This is a genomic window from Rhodococcus ruber, from assembly GCF_016804345.1.
GTDB classification, from domain to species: domain Bacteria; phylum Actinomycetota; class Actinomycetes; order Mycobacteriales; family Mycobacteriaceae; genus Rhodococcus; species Rhodococcus ruber.
In genome coordinates this window covers 1-24,675 of sequence record NZ_CP044212.1, presented here as the reverse complement: position 1 = coordinate 24,675, position 24,675 = coordinate 1, and the positions used below count along the sequence as shown (strand labels likewise).

Here is a 24,675-nt window from a genome sequence, read left to right as displayed (position 1 = left end):
TCTACTTTCCGGTGAATGCGGGGGCGCGCTTGGCGAGGAAGGCGGCTTGGCCTTCACGGCTGTCCGCGGAGCGCAGCGCGAGGTCGAAGTTGCGTTTTTCGTGCTCGAGTCCCTGCGACAGCGTCGTCTCGTACACGCGCACGGCCGCGTCCTTGGCCAGGGCCACCGCCAGGGGTGAGTTCTTCGCGATGCGTTCGGCGATCGTCAGCGCCTGGGGGAGGGCCTCGCCGTCGGGGACGAGCTCGGCGACGATGCCGGCGTCGTATGCCGTCTGTGCGGAGATGGCGTCGCCGGTCAGCAGCATCGCCATGGCTTTGGACTTGCCGACGGCGTGGATCAGTCGTTGGGTGCCGCCGCCGCCGGGGATGACGCCGAGTTTGACCTCGGGTACCCCGAATTTCGCGGACGTGCCGGCGATGACGATGTCGCAGGCCAGCGCCAGTTCGCAGCCGCCGCCGAGCGCGACGCCCTCCACGGCGGCGAGGACGGGCTTGCGGTAGGTGCCGAGGTCGGCCCAGATGTCGCCGCCCGATGCGGTGCGCTCACCGAGCAACGATTGCTCACGCAGCGCGTCGAAGGCGGTGATGTCGGCGCCGGCGCAGAACACGCCGTCGGCGCCGGTGAGCACCACCGCCCGCACGGTGTCGTCGTTCTTCATGTCGGCGAGTTCGGTGGTCAGCGCGGCGAGCAGTTCGGCGTCGAGGCTGTTCTTTGCGGCGGGGCGGTGCAGGGCGAGGACCGCCACCGCACCTTGCCGAGTGGTCTGCAGGACTGTCGTGGTCATCGGGTCTCCGTGTAGAGGTCGGCGTGCTGGGCGCGCAGGCTTTTCTTGTCGAGCTTGCCGACGCTGGTACGCGGCAGGGCGTCGACGTAGAGCACGGTGTCGGGGAGTTGCCATTTGGCGAATGTGCCGTCGAGCACGCTGTGGATGTCGGTGAGGTCGAGTTCGTCGCCGTCGACCGTCACCACCAGGGCGACGGGGCGTTCCTGCCATTTCGGGTGGGCGACCCCGATGACGGCGGCTTCCTTGATCTTCGGGTGGCCGACGAGGGCGTTTTCCATGTCGATCGAGGAGATCCATTCGCCGCCGCTCTTGACGACGTCTTTGAGTCGGTCGGTGAGCTTGAGATAGCCGTGGGCGTCGATGCGGCCGACGTCGCCGCTGCGCCAGTAGCCGTCGAGGAATCTGTCGGCGTCGTCGTCGAGCTTGTGGTAGCGCTCGATGATCCACGGACCCCGCAGCAGCACCTCGCCCTGGCTCGTGCCGTCGTGTGGCAGATCGTGGCCCTCGCCATCGACGATGCGGATGTCGATGCCGTTGATCGGCAGGCCCTGGGAGCGTTTGAGGTCCCACTTCTGCTCGTCGGAGATCTTGCCGCGCAGCGACGGCTTGAGCGCGCCGTTGACCGTCACCAATGGGGTGGTCTCGGTGGCGCCGTAGGCGTGGATGACGTCGGCGCCGGTGCGCTCGTAGAAACCGCGCATCAACGACAGTGCCGGTTCGGTCGCCCCGGAGAGCAGGCGGGTGCGCCGGAAGTCGGGCGCGTGATCGAGGGTGGTGATGTAGTCGAGCATGGGCTGGAAGATCGCCGGTGCACCGTTGGCGACGGTGACCTGTTCGGCGATCATCGCATCGACCAGCACGGAGGTGTCCTCGGCGACGTAGCGGCCGGGCAGCACGATCTTCGCGGCGCTGTAGGCGGCGGACTGCGGCAGACCCCAGCTCTGTCCGTGGAACATCGGGGTGATGAGCATGACCGCGTCGTCGCTGCGCATCCCGAGGTTCGCGGCCTGGGACAGGGTGTGCAGACAGATGCCGCGGTGCGAGTAGTAGATGCCCTTCGGGCGTCCGGTGGTGCCGGTGGTGTAACACGCGCTGTAGGTGGAGGTCTCGTCGATCACGGGCCAGTCGATCTCCGGGGCGGCGGCCTCGAGGAGATCTTCCCAATGGACGACCCCGGGCAGGGAGGTGTCGATCTCCGACATCGGCTTGTCGGTCATCACCACCCACGTCTCCACACCCGGGGTATACGGGGCGAGGGCCTCGGCGACCGGCAGCAGCGACTCGTCGACCAGCACCACCGACGCCTCGCTGTGACCGGTGACGTAGCCGAGATCCTCCGGGGCCAGACGCAGATTCATCTGCAGCATCACCGCGGCGAGGCCGGGGATGGCCCAATACAGCTCGAAATGCCGCTTGCTGTTCCAGTCCAAGATGCCGACCACGTCGGCCGGACCGACCCCGAGCGAGCGCAGCGCGTTGGCGCTGCGGATGATCCGGGTGTAGGCGTCGGCGTAGGTGTAACGGTCCCAGCCACCGTCGGCGGTACGGTAGACGATCTCCTGTTCCGGGTACGTGCGGGCGGAGTGCCGGATCACGGTGGTGGTGTTGAGCTGGTAGTGATCGCCGTGGGTGGACGGCAGACCCTTCACGATCTCCTGTGCCATGACGGTGCCTCTCAGATGCGTTCGATGATGGTGGTGTTGGCGGTGCCATGCGCTTCGCAGATGGTCTGCAGACCCACCCGGCTCTCGGAGCGTTCGAGTTCGCACAGCAGGTCGGTGAGCATCCGGGCGCCGGTGGAGCCGAGCGGGTGGCCGATCGCGACCGAGCCGCCGTTGACGTTGAGTTTGTCCTCGGGCACCCCGAACTCCTGTGCGAACATCAGCGGCACGCCGGCGAAGGCCTCGTTGACCTCGAACCGGTCGATGGCCTCGGCACTGAGCCCGGAACGCTTCAGTGCCTTGTGCGTGGCGTCGAGGACGGCGGTGAACTGGATGATCGGGTCGGCGGCGGCCACGGTCAGTGCGCGGAAGCGGGCGCGGGGAATCAGGCCGTGGGCTTCGGCGAATGTGCGGTCGGCGATCAGCAGCGCCGCGGCGCCGTCGCTGAGCTGGGACGAGTTCGCCGCCGTGGTGCGCCCGTCGGCGGCGAACACCGTCTTCAGCGACGCGATCTTCACCGGGTCGAGATGGTCGCGGATCCCCTCGTCCGCCGTGATCGCCTCGCCCGCAGGGTTGTGCGGATCGGCGGTGATCGGCACCAGCTGCTCGCGGAATCGGCCGGCGCGGGTGGCGGCGAGGGCGCGTTCGTGGCTGCGGATGCTGTACTCGTCGAGTGCGGCGCGGGTGAGCTCGAACCGTGCGTTCATCAGCTCCGACGACGGGCCCTGCGCCATCAGACCGCCGTCGTAGCGGGCGAGTTCGAGGGGGCCGTACTGCGGGCCGAGCGGGGCTCCCGGCCGGAACGCGGACGGCATGGACACCTGCGACATCGATTCGACACCGCACGCGACGGCCAGATCGTAGGTGCCGGCCATGATGCCCTGGGCGGCGAAACTCACCGCCTGCTGACCCGAGCCGCACTGGCGGTCGACGGTGACCGCGGGCACCGATTCGGGCAGCCCGGCCGACAGCACGGCGTGGCGGGCGATGTTGGAGGACTGCTGGTCGTGCTGGAGCACGCAGCCGGCGATGACGTCGTCGATCAGCATCGGGTCGATGCCGGTGCGCTCGACCAGATGCCGCAGCGTGTGGCCGAGCAGGTCGGCCGGGTGCCACGCACTGAGGACTCCGCCTCGTTTGCCGACGGGGGTGCGCACCGCGCCGACGATCACTGCTTCGCGCATGGTAGTGGTTTCCTCCTGCAGGTGGGGGTTGGTCACGCGGCGGCGATGCGCGTGAGGGGAATGTCGGCTTTGACTGCGAGCCGTTCGCAGTCGTCGACGGTGTGCGTGCCGAAGAACCGTTCGAGACCCTCGTGGGTCAACTCGTCGCCGAGGACTTCGGCGAGGCGGGTGGCGAAATGGGGCTCGAGTGCACCCAGCGCCACATAGCCGTCGGCTGCCCGGTAGATCCGGTAGGACGGCAGGGCGCCGCCGAGCGGGGCACCGGTGCCCATGAGTCCGTGCCGGACCGCGGCACCCGCATCGGACGCCGCGTGGTCGAGGACGACCCGACGGCGCCCGCCGCGTCCGGTAGCGGTGCGTTCGAGAAGAAGGAGCACGGCAGCAGACACGGCGCGTTCGGCGCCGAGCAGGTCGGCGACCGGAACGGTGGGCATCGACGGGGGAGTGAGGGTACCGTACGCGGCCTGGTAGTTCAGGTCGTGTCCGGCGATTTCCTCCAATTCGCCGTCGTAGCCGACGATTTCGACATGGCCGAGGCGAGGAAAAGTCGCGGTCACCTGACCCAGACCGAGGCGCTGCGCAGCGGAGGGACGCATCGCGGTGACGAGCAGGTCCGCGGAGTCGAGCATGCCGTCCAGGCGGACGCGGGAGTCGGAATCCTTCAGATCCAGCACCACGATGTCTTGGCCGGCAACCAGTTCTGCATACCAGTGGGGGGCGACGCCGGCGAGTGGGTCACCGGCCGGCGACTCGACCTTGGTCACGCGGGCGCCGAGTCGGTGGAGGCGATGGGCTGCGAGCGGGCCGGGCAGGTTGGGGGCGAGGGTGACGACATCGATGCCGTCGAGAATGCGGGTCATGGGGAACCTTCCCATCAGGTACTATACGAATGTATAGCAGACGGGATGACTGTATAGGAAGAGCTACGTCGCTATGCTGCTGAGAAATGAGGAATCGGATGGAGCCAGGACACGACCCGCGGATGAGTACGAACGATCTGACCGCCAAGGCCCGCATCCGCAACGCCGCCCTCGATTTGTTCGGCACCAAGGGCGAGGACGGCACCTCGATGCGTGCGATCGCGTCCGCTGCGGGGGTGACCGTCGGTCTGCTCGTGCACCACTTCGGCACCAAGGACGGCATCCGTGCCGCCGTCGAAGACCACGTCGTCGACCACTTCGCCCACGCCATCGCGCACGCCCCGAACCAGGGCACACCCCAACAGATCGCCACCGCCCGCGACGTCGCGGTGGCGCGCATGCTCGACGCGCATCCCGAGGTCGTCAACTACATGCGCCGCGCCCTGCTCGAACCCGGCGACACCCGCAACACGCTCCTGGAAAAACTCACCGATCTCACCCGGCGCGAGGTGGTGGCGTTGCGCGAGGCCGGCCTCGCCTCGACCGACCGCCACGAAGCCACCCAGATCGTCGAAACGATGATCCGCCAGGTAGGTCGGCTGTTCCTGCAGCCGATGGTCGACGCCATGTGGGAGCACCTGACCCCGCTGCGCACATCGGACCAGGGCAAGCCGTCCCTCGCAGTCACCGTGCGGAAGGTAACCTCGAACCTTGACACGCGCGCCGCGATGGCGGTATCCGACGATCGCGCCGGTCAGCTGCACAATAAGGAGTTGACATAATCACAATTATCGGCTTTTCGTGACAGCTTGTGCCACAGTAGTTTTCGTAGATATCGGCGTTGTCTCGCGGGAACGAGGCGCGGGGCGGGCGCACCGGCGCGGTCAAGTCCACGGCGTCGGCGCGTCCCGGGCGCTGTTCGCTGCCGCCGACGCGGCTGGATCGACCGACTGGGACGGTCTCGGTCCTGGATGAGTCTGAACTCGTGTTCCCGCGCGACGGGCGTCGTCGGCGCCAGGGCATCTCGCAGCCTGCCGTTCAGTCCAGTCCTGGTGCACCGCAACATGAATCATGGATAATCGTGCTTATCCATCATGGTCGGCCGGAGCTCGTCGGCGGTACTTCTCCTCGCAGCGCCCTGATCGACACCGCCGCGCACGTCAGTACCCGGCGCCGAATCGGCGGGGCGGAAATGGCCCCCCCTTGATCGCGGCCCCGGGCACGGACTCGAGGGCCGGCGGCACGCGCTTGCAGCGTCGCGCGGGCGTGATGGTTCGACTCCCGGTGCTACCCAGCCGTGGGCGGGTACGGGCAGGAAACCTCACGGCGTCGGTGTCCTTTCGGTAGAGTTTTCGTGTCACCGTCATCCCCCTGCACGGTGACCGAAACCCCGCCTGAGTTGCCCCCCAAACTCTCTCCGGCGGGGTTTCTCAGTTCGATCTCGCCGATCTCGACCGAGCGTGCGACACTGCAGGGCGGCCGGTTCGGACTGCGCCGTGCAGGGGGTTGCGCAGTGCGGGCCGGCTCTTGTCGTCCTCCGTGCCCGGAGTCCCGTCGGCGCTTCCGCTGATGGAACCGGATCATCCACGCACCGGGAGGGTGGCGGTGTCCCCGACGGAATGGATCGACGCACGCTGCCGGAAACATGCGTGCATTGCATGCACGCTACGCATGCAACCTTGCGTCGCGATGGGCCGAGCCTTTAGTTCGGCACCACCGCGTCGGGTCTGCGCACTCGGTAGGCGCTTGTTCTGCTTGTGGTCGAGGTCCTCGGCCCAACCCGCAGCACAGCCGCGTTCGTACTCGCTACTCCCCCGGCTCGACGCTGCGTCGCAGGCAGGGGCCTCAGTCCTGATCGTCCAGCGATGCGAAACGAACGTCCCGCCAGAATTCGCACAGCAGGGCCAACGACCTGTGCTGATCCCATTCCCGCAGTGCCGTCACATACCGGGCATGTTGGGCGGTGTCGCGTTCGACGCTGAGTTCGAGGACGGGAAAGTCCAGCCGCCGCATGGCTTCGGCGACCATCACCCTCACCGCTCTACCGTTGAAATCCTCGAACGGATGCACGTGCAGTGCCTGAGCCTCCAGGTAGGCGAGGGCTTCGAGTTGAAGCTCGACGTCGCCGGCGCAGTAGTCGAGTCGGCCGGCGAAGCTGTGGAACAGCTCCCGCATCTCCCGGTCTACATGGATGTGTTCCGGCGGATAGTGGCCTCCTACCCGGACCGGCTTCCTGCGCCACCTGCCGGCGATGTCGGGCATCACGTCGATCAGGATCCGGCGATGGAACTCGCGGAGCAGATTCACGTCCATTGCCTCGTCGGCGAAGTGACCGGAGGCCACCTCGTCGAGCAGCCGGCGTAGCGGCTCGGCGATCAGATCGGCGACCTCGTGGTAGGTCTTCGTACCGAACAGCGTCTCGAATTGGCGGGTGCTGCCGGTATCGACCGGCTCCGGCGGCTCACCCACCGGTCGCTGCTGCTGCGCGGGTCCGTGCGTGCACGATCAGTGCGAGCCCAGCATGGCGCGCTGGCGGTGCCGTGCCTGCTCGATCCATCGGTCGGAGACGGGCTCGCCTTCCATTGCCATGCTGTGGATCACGTGATCGACCACGGCGGCGCGCCGCCGATAGACCTTCTCCTCGGTGGGCAGCGCACGCCAGCGTGCGACCAGGGCCCGAACGTCGTGTGTGGTCACGGCGTGCTCCCTTCCGTCTCGATCCGGTCCCTTGCCTCCCCATGATGGCAGCCGATGGCGACAGCGAGCAATCGAGACGGGCTCTGCCGGCCTGCGGACGTATGCGGACCGCGGCGCTGTCGGCGCCGTGGTGTAGGCACAGCTGGACGAGACGGCGGGTGTGCCTGTCACGCCCACTGGGGTAGGGGGATCGAATGGTTGTGCTGCTCATCTTCAATGTGCTCGGAATCCTGGCCGCGCTCTTCTGCGCGCACCGGTCGTATCGCCGTTACGGCCGCCCGGTTCGGGCGGTGGTGGCCGGCGTCGGAGGGCTTCTGATTCTTCCGCTGATCGTCGTGGTGGCGGTCGCTGCGGCCGCTCCCCGGGCATCGCGGACCGGGTAGTGGAACGGCGGGTAATCGCAGTTCAGGACGCATTTCGAGCACAGTGATCGGCTAGAGTCGATCTTGAAACGTTCCCGGAATCGGGGGGAACTCCGCCCAGGGTCGGGCGCAGTCGAGGAGGTCGCGTGGCGGACGAGAACGCCAACCAGGACACGTTCGGAACCGAGGATCAGGGAGGACACAGTGGCACCGCAGAGCGAGGAATTCAGGGCGCAGGTCGAGGGAATCGACCTGACGATCGCGGCCGAGACCAGGCGGATTCTGGTCGAGTGGCTGGGGATCGACCCGGCGACCGAGCAGGAGCAGATCGACCGGGAGGCGCTGCGCCTGCAACAGATGACCGAGGACGCGGCCGAGCAGTTCGAGCAGGCGACCCCGCCGGCCCCGGACGCGACGTACCAGGACGCGATCCGCGCCAAGAAAACAGCGTGGCGGGCAGCGCGGGAGATGGTGCTGGAGGGCGAGCTGTATCCGCAGGTGACGCCGGAGATTCGGGCAGCGCAGGAGGAGTTCGAAGGGGGGCTCGATCAGCGGATCGAGGAACGCAGGGAGGCAGCCCGGACAGCGCAGGATCCCAATCGGTGGCGGACGCGGAACGTTCGGCCGAACCCGACCGCGGGTCGAGTCGTGGAACGGGTGTGGGTGTCGAAGCCGGGATGGTTCCTGTCGCTGGCGGAGGCGCTCATCGCACAGCGGATCGAGGACAACCAGCCGGTGCCGATGATCTCCCGCGATCCGCTGGCGGACGAGCTGGCGGAGCTGATCGAGGACGAGATGCGGCGCAACCCGCCGCAGGACCCGGATCTGCCGTTCTGATCCAGGCACAGTGGTCGCAGGTCCGCGACGAACTGTTTGGCCTGCGTAAACAGGGCGAGAAGCTCGTTGATCGTCTGGCCGAGGCCAGAAAGGCTCTGGCGACCGCGCAGGAACGCGGACTGGGCCGTGGCATCGACATCAACGGTCAGCGAGTCGCTGCGTTGACCGAGCACCTCGAACGTCTCCGTGGGCAATGGCGGGAGCTGCGTGGCCGGGAGAACCAGCTACGCAGTGAGCTGCACGCTCTGGGGATCGACCCGGAGGGCGTCCCCAGGAAGGTGGTGCGTGAAGTCGCTTCCGCGCAACCGGCCTGGCGTGAACACCCCGCCACCCGGCGCCAGCTGCGGGCCCTCGAACGCATTGCCCGCGAGACGGACGTGCCGTTCGTCGTCGACGAGGGCATCACCAAGGGTCGGGCCCACGACCTGATCGCCTCACTGCTGGCCGGCAACCTCCCGCAGGCACAGTTCACCGACCGGCCCGCAGGACCGATGCTCCTCCCGGCCGCGACACCGACCGAGCCGGCCGCACCGGACACTGCCCCGGCACCCGAGCTGCACCAGGCCGAGACACCGCAGCGGGTGATCGATCCGGTGGCCGAGGTCGAACGTCGTTTGCTCGAGACCCTCGCCGAGCCGGACGCCGAGGCCGATGCCGCCGCGAACCCCGAGGTCAACACTGCGGCGCAGTTCTTCTCCTGGGCCGACGGGCATTTCAAGGTCAAAACTCAGGTCGCGCTGGCCGACCTGATGACCGATCGCCAGTCACTCACGGACGAGATGTTCGTGGTGTGCCGGGCGATCCTGGCCGATCCGAAACGCTGGGGCGAACTCGGTCACCGCGCCGCCGAGGCGTACTGGCAGGCCCGCACCGGCGAGCCGGTGCAGCATCCGGTCACCGCCGAGGTCACCGACGCGATCGTCGACGCCCGTGCCCGCGAGGACCGCGCGGCCGCCGAGGACTTCCTCGACACCACCCAGCACGTCCTCGACGCGCAGGAGCGGGCCGAGCTCGCTACCGCCGAGCAGCGCAGCGAGCACGTCGAGGCGGTGCAGGACGGCATCGACCGGGCCGCCACGGTCGAGGTCGAGCAGTGGTGGGCGCGGGGTCGCGCCGCCTACGACCGGGAAGACCCGCTGACCCTGCCGCAGCCGGACACCGATCCGCAGGTCGCCGCCGCGCTCGAGGCGGTGCGCGGCCGCAAGGCCCGCGACGAGATCCGCGCCCAGTGGTTCGCCGGTGTCGAGCAGGGACGCCGCGAGGCCACCGCCGCAGAACGCCACGCTCTGATCGCCGAGGTCGCCGTCGATCCCCGGCTCATCGCCAAGGTTGAGGGCCGGCGCCCGGACTACCTGCCGGCCGTCGCCCGTGACGAGGCCAAGTCCCTGATCGCCGAAGCCGCCCGCGCCGGCTCACCGCTGCGGCAGGCCGCAGCGAAGGTGCTGCTCGAGCACCACCCCCTGCCAGCCGAGCTGTACGAGCGGGCCTACGCCGAATGGGACCGCATCCACGGACCCGAACTGACCTGGGACCGGGACACCGCCGGGGAGTGGACGGCGTGGATGACCATGCAGCTGCGCCGTGACCCGCTGGTCGGGTCGTGGGCCGGACTGCCGATGTGGACCCGCACCGATCTGATCGAGTTCGGCATCGAGACCGCGTTCGCGGTCATGGCCGAGGAACGCCCCGATCTGATTGCCGCCACCGTCGGCATTCCCACCGGGCGTCTGGCTGCCGAGCTGCGCGGAAACGTCATCCCGAACCTGCCGCAACCCGAGGCATCGGATGTGTCCGCCGGGTTCGTCGCGACCGGCGAATTCCGGCAGCTCCGCTTGCGGGACTACGTGGAATCCAGGGTGCAGCACTACTCGATTCACGGCTGGGCATACACCCTCGACGGCGACAGCACGTCCACCACCGCCGGCCACAATCCGCGGGTGGCGATCGGTGCGCTGCTCGACGCACGCACCAAGCCGATCCCGGAGTGGATCGAACGCATCTACCGGCCCTACGCCCAGGCCCGCGCCACCGTGCTGACCGGGGCGATCGCCTACACCCGGAACAACGAGTTCTACCACGCTGCGGCCCGGTCGGATCTGCTATGGAAGTACAACGAGTCCGGCACCTTCGTTGCCGCCCACTCGCTCCTCGAGGACGTGCGCCGCGGGATCATCGAGCAGCTGCGCAGCGATGTCCCGGCCGAGGTCGACCTGCTCGAATCCCTCGAGGTCGACCTGGAGTGGACCCTCGGTCACGACGTGGACCCGAAGGTTCTGCGCGAGATTCGGGCAGCAGGCGAGGACCTCTACAGCCTCACCCCCACCGACCTGACCTTCGCCGGGGCGGGAGATGTGGTCGTCGGGGATCCCGACGGCCGGCACGTCACGATCCGATCCGGGTGGGCACCGAACAGCAGCGAGCACATCACCTACGTCGATCGTCAGCCCCGTCCCGAGCTGACGATGCGGGACGCGATCGCCGATGCCCGCGCCGTCCTCGCCGCCGCCCCCCAGGCCGAACAGCTCGACCCCGAGCGCACCACCGAGGCCGAGGCCGAACTCGCCACCGACACCGAGGCTGAAGCCGAGGTGGACACCCACGACGAACCGACCACGGAGACCGAGCAACCGCAGGTCAGTGAGGAGGCCCCGCCGCCGTCCCCCCGAGTCTTAGCGCCTGCGGTCGATGACACAGGCGCGGTGATCTTCGACGAGGTCGAATCGGCTCTCGCCGAGCCGTCGGCCCCTCCCCCGGCCGGCATCGACGGTGCCGCGCCCTCGTGGGTGCTCACCGATCGTCTGATGGTCGGCCACATCGGGCCGACCGCCACACCGACGCCCGCGCCCGAACCGGAACCTGAGACGGCACCGGAGCCGGAGGCTGCCGCCGAGCCGGCCTCAGTGCCGGCGCAGACCGAACCGGTTGCGGCCGCGGACGAGTTGGTCGTTCCTAACACCGAGTACGGCGAGCCGTTGACCAGCCCTCTGTGGCGGGGCGGTGGTCTGGTCAAGGCCCGGAAGGAATCCGGCGGATACGTCTACCTCTCCCCGGCCACCGCCGCCCAGTACGCCGCCGCCGATGCTTCCGCCGAGTCGCAGACCACGGTTGAGCAGCCGCACCGCGAGACCACCGCCGCGGCGGCGGTCGAGCGGCCGGGGGCTGTCGCCGAGACCGGCGAACCCGCCCCGCAGACCGGTGGTGTTCAGGCGCACCCGGACACCGACACCGCGGCCCCGGTGGTGCGTCCTGCCCCGCCGACCGTCGAGGCGCGGGACTTCACTCTCGGTACCGAGGTGCTGGTCCCGTCCGGGGCGAAGGCCCGGGCACGGGCGAACATCGCCGCGCTGCGTCTGGTGCGCCGGCTCGACGAGCAGCAGCGACCGGCCACCGCCGACGAGCAGGCGGTGCTGGCGCAGTGGTCCGGCTGGGGAGCGATCCCGGAAGTCTTCGACAACCGCCCGAAGATCCTCGCGCAGTGGGGCGACGAGCACACCGAACTGCTCGATCTGCTCGGGGACAAGGGCTTCGCGCAGGCCCGTGCGACCACCCTGAATGCGCACTACACCGACCCGGCGATCGTCGCCGAACTGTGGCGGGCCGTGCAGCGCGCCGGACTGCCAGACGGGGCGCTGCTGCTCGAACCCGGCTGCGGGGCCGGTCATTTCGTCGGCACCGCCCCGGAGACGGTGCGCATGGTCGGCGTCGAGATCGAGCCGATCAGCGCGAAGATCGCGCACTACCTGTATCCCTCCCAGCAGATCCGCAACCACGGCTTCGAACGCAACTTCGCCCCCGCCGGCACCTTCACCGGGGCGATCGGCAACGTCCCGTTCGGCAAGTTCGCGCCCGTCGATCCGATCCACAACCCGGGCGGGTTGGCGATCCACAACCACTTCATCGCCAAATCCCTCGCCCTGACCGCCCCCGGGGGCTACGTCGCCGTGGTGACCAGCATGTTCACCTCGGACGCCAAACGCCCCGAACAACGCGCCGCGATCACCGCGACAGGTGATCTGATCGGTGCGGTGCGTCTGCCCACCGGCGCGTTCGACCGGCAGGCCGGCACCGACGTGGTCACCGACGTGCTCATCTTCCGCCGCCGCGAAGACGGAGCCACCCCCACCGAGGACACCCTCGAATGGGCACAGCCCGCCGTGCAGGTCGCCGCGATCGACGCCAAGACCGGCGAGACCACGCGGACCTGGATCAACCCCTACTTCGCGAAGTACCCGGAGCGGGTGCTGGGCACCCTCACCGTCGGGGGCGGCATGTATGCCGGGGGCTCGCTGCGGGTCACCGCGCACACCGGCGCCGCCCTGTCCGAGCAGCTGCGCACCCAGCTCGATCCGCTCATCGACCGGGCCGTCGCCCGCGGTCTCGGGTTCACCGCCCCGGCCCCCGATCCGGCGGGGGTCGAAGCGTTCACCACGCCGGGGCTGCGCACCGGAACAGGTCTCGACTCGAACGAGGTGCTGCCCGGTGCGATGCGATTCCACGAGACCGAGAATCGCTTCGAGCAGTTCACCCTCGGCCGCGGCTGGGCCGAGGCCGGCTGCCGCGGCAAGGACCTGGCGCGGCAGTGGAAGGTGCTCATCGCTCTCGGTGAGACGGTGATGGAGCTGTCCGAGGCCAGCCGCTCCCGCACGCATACCGTCGCCGACCGTGACGTGATCCGGGGCCGGCTGAACTCGCTCTACGACGGTTACGTGCGCAGGTGGGGGCCGCTGAACCGGTTCAAGCTCACCGACCCGACCCCGCTGTCGGACGAGAAGATCGCCGCTCGCCTGGACAAGGCGATCACCGAGTGGCGGCTCAAGACCGGCCGCGACGAGGCTATTGCCGACGGTCTCGACCCGACGCAGGCCGGACCGTACACCGGGTCGATTCCCGACGAGGTACTCGAGGAGCTGCGCGAGAAGGCGGCCGAGCAGCCGCAGCCGCGGCGGCATTCCGCGCATCTGCAGGGCGCGATCGCTCGCGATCCGCGCCTGGGCATGGTGCTGGCGATCGAGAACTTCCAGTCGCGCTTCGACGGCACCGAGGCGGTGGCGACCAAGACGGCGATCTTCACCGAGGACACCACCCCGTTCAAGGACAAGGCCACCGGCGCCGCCGACCTCGACGAGGCGTTGACGATCTGCTTCGACGAACTCGGACACATCGCCCCGCACCGGGTCGCCGAGCTGCTGAACCTGTCCGTCGAGGACACCCTCGACCAGGCCCAGGGTCGGATCTTTCCGTCCCTGCACGCCGACGACCAGTGGGAACTCGCCACCGTCGCGCTGTCCGGGCAGGTCCGCGACAAACTCACCCTCGCCCGGGTCAAAGCGGCCACCGATCCCCGCTACGCCCCGCTGGTGCAGGCCCTCGAATCGGTGGTGCCGGCGGATGTGGACCCCGCCGACATCGGGGTGCGCATCGGCGCGACCTGGGTGCCGATCGAGGACTACCGCGCGTTCCTGATCCAGGAGTTCGGGCTGCGCCCGGACCGGCTCACCGTCGAGCACGACGCGATCAGCGGCAGCTGGGAGATCTCCACCGACCAGAAAAGCCGCCACGAGTTCTCCAGCGGCTATCCCGACAAGTACGGCACCGGCCGGCTGCCCGGGGTGAAGATGTTCGAGCTGCTCGCCAACAACAAACCGATCCAGGTCACCAAGACCGCCGACGAGCTCGACCGCTCCCCCAAGCCGCGGTTCCACGTCAAGCTCACCGAGCAGGCGCAAGCCTCGGCCGCGGCCTTGCAGGAGCGGTTCGAGAAGTGGCTGTGGGAGGACGGCGACCGCTATCTGCGCCTGGCCCGCATCTTCAACGAGCGCTACAACTCGTTCGTCAAACCGGTCCACGACGGACGCAGCAAGACCTTCCCCGGCCTGAACCCGAAATACACGCCCTACGACTACCAGGCCGCAGCGGTGCAGCGGTTCCTGCACGACGAGACGATCCTGCTCGACCACGTGGTCGGAGCCGGCAAGACCCTGACGATCACCGCCTCGTGCATAGAAGCCAAACGCCTCGGACAGGTCCGCCAGCCCTGGATCGTGGTGCCCAATCACCTGCTCGGGCAGTGGGCGGTCGAGGCCCGCGACGCCTACCCGAACGCCAACATCCTCGTCGCCGCCGAACTCGACGGGCGCGATGACCGGCAACGCTTCGTCGGGCAGAGCGCCGTCGGCGACTGGGATCTGGTGATCGTGCCGCAGTCGGTGTTCGGCAAGATCGCCATGCGCCGCGAAGCGCAGATCGACTACCTCGAAAGCGAACTCGCCGAACTACGGCAGGCCCTCGACGCCGCCAACACCCAAGGAGCGGAGTTCACGGTCAAGCAGATCGAGAACGCGATCAAGGCCGCCGAAGGACGCATCGAGAAGATCATCGACGCCAAGGCCACCGACGACGGGCTGACCTTCGAACAGTCCGGGGCCGACTTTTTGTTCATCGACGAGGCCCACGACTACAAGAACCTCACCCGCCCGTCCAACAGCGCCGACCTGTCGGTGCCGACCGGCTCCCAGCGCGCCACCGACCTGGAGATGAAAGCCAAGTACCTGCGCGAGCAGGCCCGCGCCCGGGGCGTCGAGCAGGGCATGCCGCACGCCCCGGCCAAGGCGATCGCGTTCGCCACCGGCACCCCGATCACCAACTCGCTGTCGGAGATCTGGGTGATGACCAAGTACCTGCGCCCGGACCTGCTGCACGAGGCCGGTCTCGGGCGCATCGACAACTGGGCGGGCACCTTCGCCAAGCCGGTGTCGGTGGCGGAGATGAACGCCACCGCCACCCGCATCCAGATGCGCACCCGCATGGCCGAATACGCCAACGTCCCCCAGCTGGTGGCGATGTTCGACCAGTTCCGCGACGTGGTGACCGCCGATCAGATCCCGGTGCGCCTGCCCACCCTCGACGGCGGCACCCCGCAGATCGTCGAGTTCGACATGGGCCCCGACGCCGTCGACGCGATGGCCGACCTGGATGTGCGCATGGGCATGATCCAGGGCGATCGGATGGACCTGGACAACAGCCTCAAGATCGCCACCGACGGGCGCAACCTCACCATGCACCCCTCGCTGGCGAACCTCGCCCCTCCCGAGCCGGAGCACAGCCGCATCGAACACGCCGCCGAGCTGATCTGGCAGGTCCACACCGACCACGCCGACCTGCACATCCCCGCCGACAAGTACGGCCCCGAGATGACCGGGGTGTTCCAGCTGGTGTTCTGCGACCGCGGCACCCCCAAGGCCGGCGCCGGCCCCCGGGCCCGCAATCTCTACACCGAGCTGCGCGACGCCCTGGCCGCTCGGGGCATGAAACCCGACGAAATCGCGTTCATGCACGACTACGAGGGCCCCAAAGCCAAAGCGAGGCTGGTCGAAGCGTGCACCGACGGACGAATCCGGGTGCTGCTCACCTCCACCAAGAAGGGCGGCACCGGCCTGAACGTCCAGCGGGCGCTCAAACAGATGATCAACCTCGACCCGGCGTGGACCGCCGCCGACATGGAACAACGCCTCGGCCGCATCATCCGCCAGGGCAACGTCCACGAGAGCGTCCGCGTGGTCAACATGGTCGCCCGCCGCTCCTTCGACGCGATGATGTACCAGTACGTGGCCCGCAAATCGAACTTCGTCGCCATGATCCGCAAGGCCGACGTGCCGCCCACGATGGAAGACCTCGGCGGCGACCTGACGGTCTCGTGGGCGCAGAGCAAGGCCGCCGCCACCGGCGATCCGGTCTTCGTCGCGCAGGTCGAGGCCGACCAGAAGGTCGCCGAACTCGAAGCTCGCCGCGACGCCGTCCTCAACGCCAATGCCGCCCGCAGCGCCGCGATCCGGGCCTTGAGCAAGTCCATTTCCACCGACGAGACCCGGCTGCCCGACGTCCGGGCGATGGTCGACAAGCTCGCCGCCTGGAACAGCATCGACGACCGCGCCACGAAGATCTGGCACTTCCCCCACACAGCGATCCCCGACTCGGAAACCGCCGATCTGGCCGACGCGCTGCGAGGATCGTTGATCCGGCTCAAGGACGAGGTGACCCGCAGCAACGACGAGGTGGTCTTCGGGGCCATAGGCGGCGTGCCGCTGAAACTCGGCTACACCCAGGTTCTGGGCCAGTTCTACGTCTGTGTCGGCGAGGAGATCGCCTGGTACGACCGCGATCGGTTCCTCAACGCGGTCGAGAAAGCCAGTGGGGCGCAGGGGATGCTGACCACCCTCCGCAATCTCGCCGAGAAGGCCACCCGGCAGGTGCCGGTCATCGAAGCGCGGATCGAGCACAACCGGGGCCGGCTCGCCGACGCCGAGGCCGAACCGGAACTCGAGTTCACCGAGACAGCCGAACTCGAGGCCGCGAAACTGCGGGCCGAAGAGCTGCGGCTCGAGGTCAACGCCCGCGAGAACTCCCCCGAGGCACTACGTCGAGCCCGCGAAGACCGCGAGCGCCGGGCCGCGGACGGGCAGTACCCGCAGTGGACCCTCGATCTGAACCCCACCGATGCGTGGGCCGAACACCGCGGCATGAGCAAGGCCGACCTCATCGCCTCGGTGCCGGCCCGCATGGCCGCCGCCCGGCAGGAATGGCTCGACGGCGCCGAGCAGCGCGAAGCGGGTCGCAAGGCCGACCCGTGGGTGGCTCTCGACGAGACCGAAGCGCTCTGGCAGTACGGCTTCGACTCCGACGCCGGCCGACCCGGGGCACGGGTGTACTGGGACGACCGGCAATGGCACCTCGAAGCCTGGGACGGCAACGGCCGCGTCGAACGCGACGCCGCGAACACCCGCAGCGAGGCATTCGGTATCGCCGCACGGACCGTCGAGAAGTCCGCCGAGCAGAACATCGGCCGCGAGGCGATCCACCAGGCCAGCCTCACCCGCCGCGACGCCACAGCGGTCACCAGCACCGAAACCACCACGGTTACCGAACAGGGAACCGTGGTTGACGACGTGACGCCCCTGGGTGTCCCCGAGGAAGTCGATGCTGTCATCGAGCCGACCGAGGCGGTGATCGAGCCGGTCGATGCCGTGGTGGCACCGACCGACGCGGTGACCGCCACCGAGGACACCTTCGTGCTCGACGAGACGCTAGAGAAGGGACTGACGGCAGCCAGCGACATACGCCCGCTGCGCCCCATCGATCCACGCAGCACCGCACCGGAGCACCCGCAGTACACCCACCCGATGCGGCAGTACGAGACCGGATACGAGGGCGGCTACGACGACGGACGCGCCGTCTGACCACCGCCGTCGCACTCGACACCACAGATGGGGCGGGACCGATCCCGGTCCCGCCCCCTCCGCCGCACACCCACCGGAAGGCGACCGTGGAACCACACATCACCGAAGCCGAAGCCCGCTCAAATATTGCCGCGATGGAACTGATCATGGCGATCGAAGGGTCGCCAGATGAGCGACGGCGACAAGGAATTGTTGGTCGATCTGATCCGGGGAACACAAGACATTCGAAGAGACTCGGCTGCGACGAAACCGTCGCCCGGGCCATGGCCCGCCGCTACGAAGCCGATACCGAGGCCCGGGCCCGCGCCGACCAGTTCTGCTTGTTCGAGCTGTAGCCGCGGGGCGGGGGAGCGGGCCGCGCAGCGCGGTAGGCCGCGCCGGAACCACCCGTAGCGCACCGCATCCGTCCCGGACCGACCGTATTCGTCCGCCACCGGAAAGGACCCCACGGTGACTACTGCCTACGACCGCGGCCACGCCGCCGGCTACCGGGCAGCCTTGGGCCGCGAACACGCCGGTGACGTCACCGCCGAGGACGCCGAGCAGGGCGCCGTGTGGTTCGCGATGCCGCCGGGTGAACAGCTCGACGACGACGCGGCCACCGAGTACGAACGCGGCTGGCTCCTCGGCTGGTTCGAATACCTCAGCCACCGCTGATATGCACTGCCGAACGGCTCCACCGACGTGCCGGCCACTACGATCGCCGCAGCCCAAGATCTCGGTGATGCGATGGATGAAGCCGGCGTCCGTAGCTTCCACGCCTGCTATCGCGGTGGGTGGCCGCCCGGAGACGGCAGCGCCCCGGACGGCATCCGATCGCTCGAGGAACTACGGTCGCTTGCTCACATGATCCGCATCTCGGCCAAGCCAGACCCGGACAAACCCCAAGCGCCGATCTAGGCGCCACCCGGGCCGGCACCGCCACCGCTCGAGTTGAAGGGAAAGATCGGTCCACGCGTGCCGTCCGGCCGCCGTGGCGCGATGCTCGAGTATCCACTGGGCCTTTGATCATCCATGAGGTGGCGAAGGCTCAGCTTTCGGATCAGCCATCTAACTCGCGATCGAGCCCTCGGCCCTTCAACGATCCCCGTATCAGGAATTGGCTCCGATCGAACGTAGCGCTCCATACCTCATGGTAGCGACCGTGCTGTTCGGCGACCGCCCCACAGGACGGACCGCCGCCCGATCGTGCCCGCGCGAAAGGCCCTACCGATGACGTGCTCTACGGTCGCGGCCACCCCGCCGGCTCGCCTTTGATCGCGAGTCCGCTGGAGACCTCACGGCCGCGGATCCCCGATAGCCGCTCGTCCACGAGGGCGGACAAGCTCGAGGATACCGTCTGGCGCTCGTTCCCTTCGTTGGTCTCTGCCGGGTTGGTACATCCTCGCCGTCGCCGGCGAGGGACGAGTCGGTGAGGGTGTTGGCATCGACCGCCCGTCGCGGAGTAGCACCCTCTCACGAGTCGGCGACGTCTGCGCCGTCAAGCGTCCGACTCAGTGCGTCCCGGAACGATGCCGCGACGACAGGCAGCGCGATCGGATCGCCGAGGAATGCGGTGCCGTGCCCGTGAGCGGTGGCGAACCAGGTGACGTCGATGGGGGTCTCGGTGGGCGGCACCATCACGATCACTTCGTCGGGCTCGCTTCGCCACACGGCAGGTTTCGGCCGCAACTCCTCGAGCGTGATTATCACCCGCAGATCGCCGTCGTCATTGTCCCACTGCACCTGCCGATGGGCGAGCCGAGGAACGAACGCCGACGCTGCATGCCAGTCGGTGGGCTCCCGGTCCGGGTCGAGGAGGCATGGGAAGAGCTCGACTCGGTCGGGTAGATAGTCCTTCTCGAACCCCTGCACGCCGTGGAAAGTAATGACCAACTCCACTCGCGTGAGGAACGACTCGGCGTTGTTGGTGACGGTGAACCGAAGACCGTCCCAGCCGCGTGCTCCGAGCCACTGCTCGCTGCGCGGCCAGTTGTGTTCCACTCGCCGACGCAGTTCGGTCACCTCCGCCTCGGTTTGCTCCTCGGTCCGCGGGGCGCCGACTTCTCCGCGACCCATCGTTCGGGCGAGCATGTTCAGCTGAGCGCGCTCGGCTGACGAGAGGTTGCGGTTGTTCGCTGCGCGTTCGCGGATGCCTCGAGCCTCCGTGTCGATGAGGTGGTCCCGGAGTACATGGCTGTCCGTGAAGTAGTGCGCCGCACCGTCGATGGAGAGGTGAATGTCGAGAGGGACGGGGCCTGCGTCGATGTCGAGGTACTGCTTGCGCACCCGGTGCATGTGCGGTTGATTCAGGACGAAAGCGACTCGTTCCATGTGGAAGATGTCGATCTCGATGTCGTCGGCCAGCTTCCTGAGCTCGCGGCGTTCGGCCAGCTTCAACTCCTGGTTGGTGACGAACGCCAGTCCGTACGGGCTGTGCTTGCGTGCCGCCGCCAGGTCGTCGGTCAGTTTGGCCGTGATCTCGGTGAGCGACCTCTGTCCCCGGGGAAAATACACCGCCCCGATCCAGGGGTTGCCGTCGCGGCTGCACACGATGTCGCGGCCACCGTCCCGGCCACCGTAGGGGTGCGACGGGTCGATGTCCTGAAATCCCTGATCGGCCAGGATCTGGGCGGCGAGCCGCTCGGACTCCTGGCCCTCGGTCCATGCCACCAGTCGATGTTGGGTCTCGTCCATCCGGGTCACCCTCGTTCTCCCTCCCTCGCGTCCGGTCGAAAAGGTGAGTCTCCCAGGTCACGACCGAAGGCAGACGCCGAGCTTCTCCGCCACAGCGGCGGTGGCCTCGCCGGTGTCCCGAGCGGTGACCGTCCTCCGCGGGGATGCGGAGCGTGGGCCGACTGTGGCGGAGCGTCGATGTCGTGGGTTCCGTGGCCGCACGGGTCGACGTCGAACGGCGGCGGCCCTCGCTCCGGACCGGATCGGGGCGTCCGTCCGCCGCGGGGTCCCTCGACGCGCCGGACAGGGGCCACGGCCGCCCACCCGTTCGTCGGCGAGAACCCGGTGGGACCCCCGCGACACCCCCGGGCGGGCGCGCGGTGTCGGCTTCGCGGCGGGCGTGGCCGGCGACGGCGAACCCGCTCTCCGGTGCGACCCGGTGCGGGCGACGACCGGCGCCGGTAAGTTCTGCGAAGATCCTGAGCGGCCCGACCCGGTCCCGGGGTGCGGTGTGGCCGGTCCGGAGGATCCGGGCTCGGCCGGTGCGGGGAAGGAGAGGTTCTGGTGCTGGTCAGTGGATGGCAGCAGGCCGTCACGGTGCTGCTGGCGGTGGTGCCGGGATTTCTGTATCAGGGTCTGCGGGCTCGCCTGCGGGGGCCGACACCGGACGATCGTGAGCTGGGCGTGCGGGTGGTGCGGGCGCTGGCGTGGTCGAGGGCGTTGGCCTTGCTCGGGGTGCTGGGGTCGACGCTCACCGACGCGCTCTCTCGGCCCGCCTCCTCGCTCGAGCACCCCCGCAGCGCAGCCTGGGTGGCGTTCGTCCTGGTCGTGGTGCTGCCGGCGACGCTGGCGGTGGCGGTGCACGCCTGGACGACCTGGCGCGCCTACCCGAGCATGTCGTGGTCCGAGCGGTTCCGGGTGTACGACCCGACCCCGACGGCCTGGGATTTCGCCTCCAGCCGGTCCGGCCCGGGGTTCGTGCGGATCTTGACCAAGGACGGGGCCTGGGTGGGTGGGTACGCCGGGGCGGACTCGTTTCTGACCAGTTATCCCGAGCCGCGGGAGGTGTACCTGCAGGAGGCGTGGCAGATGGCGGACGACGGGACGTTCGAGGCGCCGGTGGTCGGCAACGGCACGGTCGGGGTGTGGGTCCGGTGCGACGACGTCCAGCTCGTCCAGTTCCTGGCGGACTGACCCCGCCGGGTCCTGCCTCTGCTTCACCTGCGCAGCACGAGCGCGAGGCGCAGGCGGCAGGGATACTCGAAGAAGACGGGCGTGAGGAGGACTACCGGTCGTGACCACTGCACAGACACGCAAGAAGCCGAGGGCTGGCTGCCCCCCGAGCCGGGGGTACGTGCCCGGAGAACGGGTGATCGTCAAGCCGGCCCGCACACCGGTGGAACCCCCGCGGGGGCGGCGGGGTCGGCAACCTCCGGGCCCACAGGACCGAGGGCGACGATGAGTGACCCCACCGGTAGGGCCCGCCCCCGGCCGCAGCACGGGGCGCTCGATCCGCGGGACACCGAGAAGAAGGGTGGCATCCGACCGGCCACCGGGCGGGTGCCCCACCCGCCCCCGCCGCGCCCGAGACCGGCCCCACCCTCGGGCGGCGGCGGTGTTCAGCCACCGAAGAAGCACTGATCCCGGACCCGTCCCTTAGGCCGTTCCGAGACGGTAGGGTTCCGGCACCGGCAATCTTCGTGCTCGTGGCCGCTACACCCCTCGTCCCCTTCCCGCGTTCGACGTTGCCGAGGTCACCGGCCGCCGGTCCGGGCCGCCCGGTCGTGGGCCGGGGTGATTGTGTCGCTCACCGAGACGGTGCCTGCGGTGTCCGCCGATGAGACCTACGGCCGCGGCGGTCGGCGGAGCGCGTCCCCGAGGGGACGGGCGGGGCGGTCCCGGTGGGGTGGACCCCGGTCAGGCGACGGGGACCGGGGGTGTCCAGCGGGCGCGGCGCACCGCCTCGCGCCGGCCGGGGTCGGCGACCAGGGTCGGCAGCACCAGCGCCCACAGCTCGTCGATCCGCCGGGACAGGTCGGAGCGGTCGGTGAGCAGCCCGGACAGCTGTTGGAGGCCGGTGAACGCCCCGATCACGAACCGGGCCACCGCATCCAGGTCCAGACCGGCGCGCAGATCGCCGTCGTCGGCGGCGCGGTCGAGCAGCACCCGGCAGGCACCGATCCAGTCCCGGTACGGGTGGGCGGAGGTGCGGTCGGTGAGTTCGGTGGACAGGCGCAGCCCGGCCCGCACCAGCACGCTCTCCTGTAGTTGCTCGCCGAGGGCGTGGCTGAGCATGACGATCTGCTCGAGCGCCGCGGTGTCGGTGGCGGTGACGCGTTGGACGAGGGCGATCGAGCGGCGGTGCTGTTCGTCGATGATCGCCGCGACGAGGTCATCCTTGGAGCGGAAGTGGTAGTACAGCGCGCCCTTGTTCGAGCCGGCCGCGGCGACGATCTCGCCGGTGCTGACCCGTGATACCCGGCGGCGGCGAACAACTCGGCCGACGGTGACGAAGTGGAACCGGGTGACCCGGCCCCGGTGCTGCGTGGTCCCCACCACCCTCCTTCCCGCTCGCCTTACATTGCCGTCCCCTCCGAATCGGTATCGGTCCCGGGAACGACCGCCCGGACAGCCTACGGGCACCGAGGCAGCGCACCTTGCGCCCTCGCCGCCGAGACCCCGGGGGCCTGGCCCGACCACCCCGGCGCCGAGCCGCCGCACCGCACCGGACATCCTCGTCACACTCATCCCGCACTTCTTCCGGAAGCAGAGCACTTCCCTGCGCACCACCAGACCGCCGCCGCGGGACGGGCAGCCCTTCGGGTGTAGTACCGAAATGCCGGAATCGACCGACCTTCCATGAAGATACCGGACGGATGGTTTCCGTGATGGAAGTGTTACCGGATACGGGTGTGGTTGGTGGGAAAGCGGTTAGGTTTCAGGCAGCGATGGCGCCACCGCTGGTCCTTGTTCCTGCGAAAGACGGTAAGTCTCGAATGGAATCGCTCCGTCGCCGTGCCCTGGGCACGTCCCACCGCCGGTGGGTGAGTCGCTGCGTGCTCGCCGCCGCGACCACATTGTTGATCACCCACGGCAGCTCCACCGTGCTGGCCCAGCCCACGGCCACGCCCACCGCCCGATCATCACCTCGACGCCACCACCGAGCGCCGGCATCACCACGTCTTCGGCCGAGGCACCGGCGCCCGAACAGTCGACACCGGACACCACTGAGATGACCGAGGCGCCGTCGGCCTCGTCGGTACCGATGACGACGCGGCTGCCGGTGCCGCCGGTCACCGAGACCCCGGCTCCTCCGAGCGCCGAGCCGACGACACCGGCGCCGGCGAGACCGGCGCCGGCGAGACCGGAGACGGCGCCGGGCAAGAAGGAACCCTGGGTGGAGTGGACACCGACACAGAACCCCAATTCCACGATCATGCCCGGCAAGATGCGCTCGGACCGCCAAGAACTCCCCGAAGGCTTCACCAAGGAAGATGCCGACAAGGCCGAGATCGCCGAGGCGAAACTCCTCGCGGCCTCCCGGTCCCGCAACGCCCGCAGCAGCACCACCACCAACGCCGTCGCCGCCGCCGCTCCCACGGACTGCATGGTCTACTTCCCGCGTGGCAGTACGTCGTCTGCGGGGAGATCCGCGTCAAGTACGACTCCCTCGGCGGACCGAACAGCTTCCTGCTCTGGCCCACCAGCAACGAACTGGTCAACCCCGACCAGGTCGGACGCCGCCAAACCTTCGCCAACGGACCGATCTACTGGCACCCCAACGCCGGGCGCACCCCGTGGTCAACCACTTCATGATGAAGTGGGGCCAGCACAACTGGGAAGCCGGCTTCCTCGGCTATCCCATCACCGACGAGATCGTGCTGCAGAACGGCCGGCGCCAGGACTTCCAAGGCGGCTCCATCTACTGGAGCCCGGTCTCCCTCGGCGCCATCGGTGGCGCCATCCGCGACAAATACCACGCCCTCGGCGCCGAAACCGGCCCCCTCGGCTACCCAGCAGCGACGAGATCGTCGTCAACAAGTACAACGGCCGCTACAACAACTTCCTCAACGGCACCATCACCTGGTCCGGCCAGACAGGAGCTCGCGTCCTTTATCTCGGAGTACGCGATGAATGGGCCGCACGTGGAAGAGAAGACGGTGAACTGGGATATCCGAAGACCGACGAACAAGTAGCACCTGACGGTATCGGCCACTACGTGGCTTTTGAGAACAAGGGATCAATCTACTCTCACCCCTCCTTGGGACGTGGTTTGTACCGCTGGAAATCCTCGGAGCGTGGGCTGTTCTCAGTTACGAAGCCGGTCAACTAGGTTATCCCATCGCAGGTCCTGACATCATTGGCGCAACCGAGGGGAACTTCGTACGGCAACGATTTGAAA

The 24,675-nt window shown here is 68.7% G+C and carries 18 protein-coding genes and 1 pseudogene; 10 read left to right on the top strand and 9 right to left on the bottom strand.

Annotation, left to right across the window (positions count from 1 at the left end; all coding sequences use genetic code 11):
* Window position 1: 1 nt before the first annotated feature.
* Genes F1734_RS25305 through F1734_RS25290 form a run of 4 tightly spaced genes read right to left on the bottom strand, consistent with a single transcriptional unit; the run spans window position 2 to window position 4,489 of the window.
* Window positions 2–784 (bottom strand): enoyl-CoA hydratase/isomerase family protein, encoded by a 783-nt coding sequence (locus tag F1734_RS25305; RefSeq protein ID WP_029547286.1) that lies wholly within the window; start codon window positions 782–784, stop codon window positions 2–4.
* Entirely contained in the window at window positions 781–2,448 is a 1,668-nt protein-coding gene (locus tag F1734_RS25300; protein ID WP_029547287.1) for a long-chain-fatty-acid--CoA ligase, read from the bottom strand. Before F1734_RS25300 ends, F1734_RS25305 begins: the two co-directional genes overlap by 4 nt.
* An 11-nt stretch (window positions 2,449–2,459) precedes the next feature.
* Entirely contained in the window at window positions 2,460–3,629 is a 1,170-nt protein-coding gene (locus F1734_RS25295; protein WP_037202597.1) for a thiolase family protein, read from the bottom strand.
* 32 nt (window positions 3,630–3,661) lie between these two features.
* Window positions 3,662–4,489, bottom strand: a complete 828-nt coding sequence (locus F1734_RS25290) for a CoA transferase (protein ID WP_029547289.1) — start codon at window positions 4,487–4,489, stop codon at window positions 3,662–3,664.
* A 98-nt stretch (window positions 4,490–4,587) separates the two neighbouring features.
* Between F1734_RS25290 and F1734_RS25285 the strand changes: the two genes are divergently transcribed.
* Window positions 4,588–5,271 (top strand): TetR/AcrR family transcriptional regulator, encoded by a 684-nt coding sequence (locus F1734_RS25285; RefSeq protein WP_029547290.1) that lies wholly within the window; start codon window positions 4,588–4,590, stop codon window positions 5,269–5,271.
* 1,063 nt (window positions 5,272–6,334) lie between these two features.
* Here F1734_RS25285 and F1734_RS25280 read toward each other — a convergent pair.
* Together F1734_RS25280 and F1734_RS25275 are read right to left on the bottom strand one after the other, a co-directional pair.
* Window positions 6,335–6,958, bottom strand: a complete 624-nt coding sequence (locus tag F1734_RS25280; protein ID WP_059175194.1) for a Fic family protein — start codon at window positions 6,956–6,958, stop codon at window positions 6,335–6,337.
* A 36-nt stretch (window positions 6,959–6,994) separates the two neighbouring features.
* Window positions 6,995–7,186 carry a hypothetical protein gene (locus F1734_RS25275; RefSeq protein WP_010596690.1) on the bottom strand — a complete coding sequence of 64 codons (192 nt, stop codon included), beginning with the start codon at window positions 7,184–7,186 and terminating at the stop codon, window positions 6,995–6,997.
* 194 nt (window positions 7,187–7,380) lie between these two features.
* Between F1734_RS25275 and F1734_RS25270 the strand changes: the two genes are divergently transcribed.
* The 5 genes from F1734_RS25270 to F1734_RS25250 all read left to right on the top strand — a co-directional run bounded on the left by F1734_RS25270 (window position 7,381) and on the right by F1734_RS25250 (window position 18,275).
* The gene (locus tag F1734_RS25270) at window positions 7,381–7,569 is read left to right on the top strand and encodes a hypothetical protein (protein ID WP_037202561.1); all 189 of its coding nucleotides are present in this window, start codon (window positions 7,381–7,383) and stop codon (window positions 7,567–7,569) included.
* A gap of 183 nt (window positions 7,570–7,752) precedes the next feature.
* Complete coding sequence (locus F1734_RS25265) at window positions 7,753–8,385, top strand: hypothetical protein (protein WP_059175195.1); 633 nt, start codon at window positions 7,753–7,755, stop codon at window positions 8,383–8,385.
* 161 nt (window positions 8,386–8,546) lie between these two features.
* Window positions 8,547–17,618, top strand: a complete 9,072-nt coding sequence (locus F1734_RS25260; RefSeq protein ID WP_203012028.1) for a helicase-related protein — start codon at window positions 8,547–8,549, stop codon at window positions 17,616–17,618.
* Window positions 17,619–17,704: 86 nt separating this feature from the next.
* Window positions 17,705–17,953, top strand: coding sequence for a hypothetical protein (locus tag F1734_RS25255; protein WP_203012043.1), 249 nt, complete (start codon window positions 17,705–17,707; stop codon window positions 17,951–17,953).
* 115 nt (window positions 17,954–18,068) lie between these two features.
* Window positions 18,069–18,275: a hypothetical protein gene (locus F1734_RS25250; protein WP_059175192.1), complete on the top strand. Its 207-nt coding sequence runs from the start codon at window positions 18,069–18,071 to the stop codon at window positions 18,273–18,275.
* Between the two features lie 798 nt (window positions 18,276–19,073).
* On the opposite strand, the gene F1734_RS25245 is transcribed toward F1734_RS25250, so the two are convergent.
* Complete coding sequence (locus F1734_RS25245; protein ID WP_059175191.1) at window positions 19,074–20,294, bottom strand: hypothetical protein; 1,221 nt, start codon at window positions 20,292–20,294, stop codon at window positions 19,074–19,076.
* 543 nt (window positions 20,295–20,837) lie between these two features.
* On the opposite strand from F1734_RS25245, the gene F1734_RS25240 reads away from it, so the two are divergent.
* Window positions 20,838–21,467 carry a DUF6338 family protein gene (locus F1734_RS25240; RefSeq protein ID WP_059175190.1) on the top strand — a complete coding sequence of 210 codons (630 nt, stop codon included), beginning with the start codon at window positions 20,838–20,840 and terminating at the stop codon, window positions 21,465–21,467.
* Window positions 21,468–22,190: 723 nt separating this feature from the next.
* Here F1734_RS25240 and F1734_RS25235 read toward each other — a convergent pair.
* Together F1734_RS25235 and F1734_RS25230 are read right to left on the bottom strand one after the other, a co-directional pair.
* A complete protein-coding gene (locus tag F1734_RS25235; protein ID WP_238424202.1) occupies window positions 22,191–22,829 on the bottom strand; it encodes a ScbR family autoregulator-binding transcription factor in 639 nt (212 codons plus the stop codon).
* A gap of 528 nt (window positions 22,830–23,357) precedes the next feature.
* Window positions 23,358–23,882 carry a hypothetical protein gene (locus tag F1734_RS25230; RefSeq protein WP_203012044.1) on the bottom strand — a complete coding sequence of 175 codons (525 nt, stop codon included), beginning with the start codon at window positions 23,880–23,882 and terminating at the stop codon, window positions 23,358–23,360.
* On the opposite strand from F1734_RS25230, the gene F1734_RS26615 reads away from it, so the two are divergent.
* The 3 genes and pseudogenes from F1734_RS26615 to F1734_RS25220 all read left to right on the top strand — a co-directional run bounded on the left by F1734_RS26615 (window position 23,877) and on the right by F1734_RS25220 (window position 24,606).
* The gene (locus F1734_RS26615; protein ID WP_203012031.1) at window positions 23,877–24,089 is read left to right on the top strand and encodes an LGFP repeat-containing protein; all 213 of its coding nucleotides are present in this window, start codon (window positions 23,877–23,879) and stop codon (window positions 24,087–24,089) included. The two genes, F1734_RS25230 and F1734_RS26615, sit on opposite strands and share 6 nt — an antisense overlap.
* Window positions 24,086–24,253 (top strand): annotated as a pseudogene (locus F1734_RS26610) (LGFP repeat-containing protein); the annotation flags it as partial. The gene F1734_RS26615 and the pseudogene F1734_RS26610, both read left to right, overlap by 4 nt.
* Window positions 24,199–24,606 carry an LGFP repeat-containing protein gene (locus tag F1734_RS25220; protein WP_420803918.1) on the top strand — a complete coding sequence of 136 codons (408 nt, stop codon included), beginning with the start codon at window positions 24,199–24,201 and terminating at the stop codon, window positions 24,604–24,606. The pseudogene F1734_RS26610 and the gene F1734_RS25220, both read left to right, overlap by 55 nt.
* The last annotated feature ends 69 nt before the right edge of the window (window positions 24,607–24,675 follow it).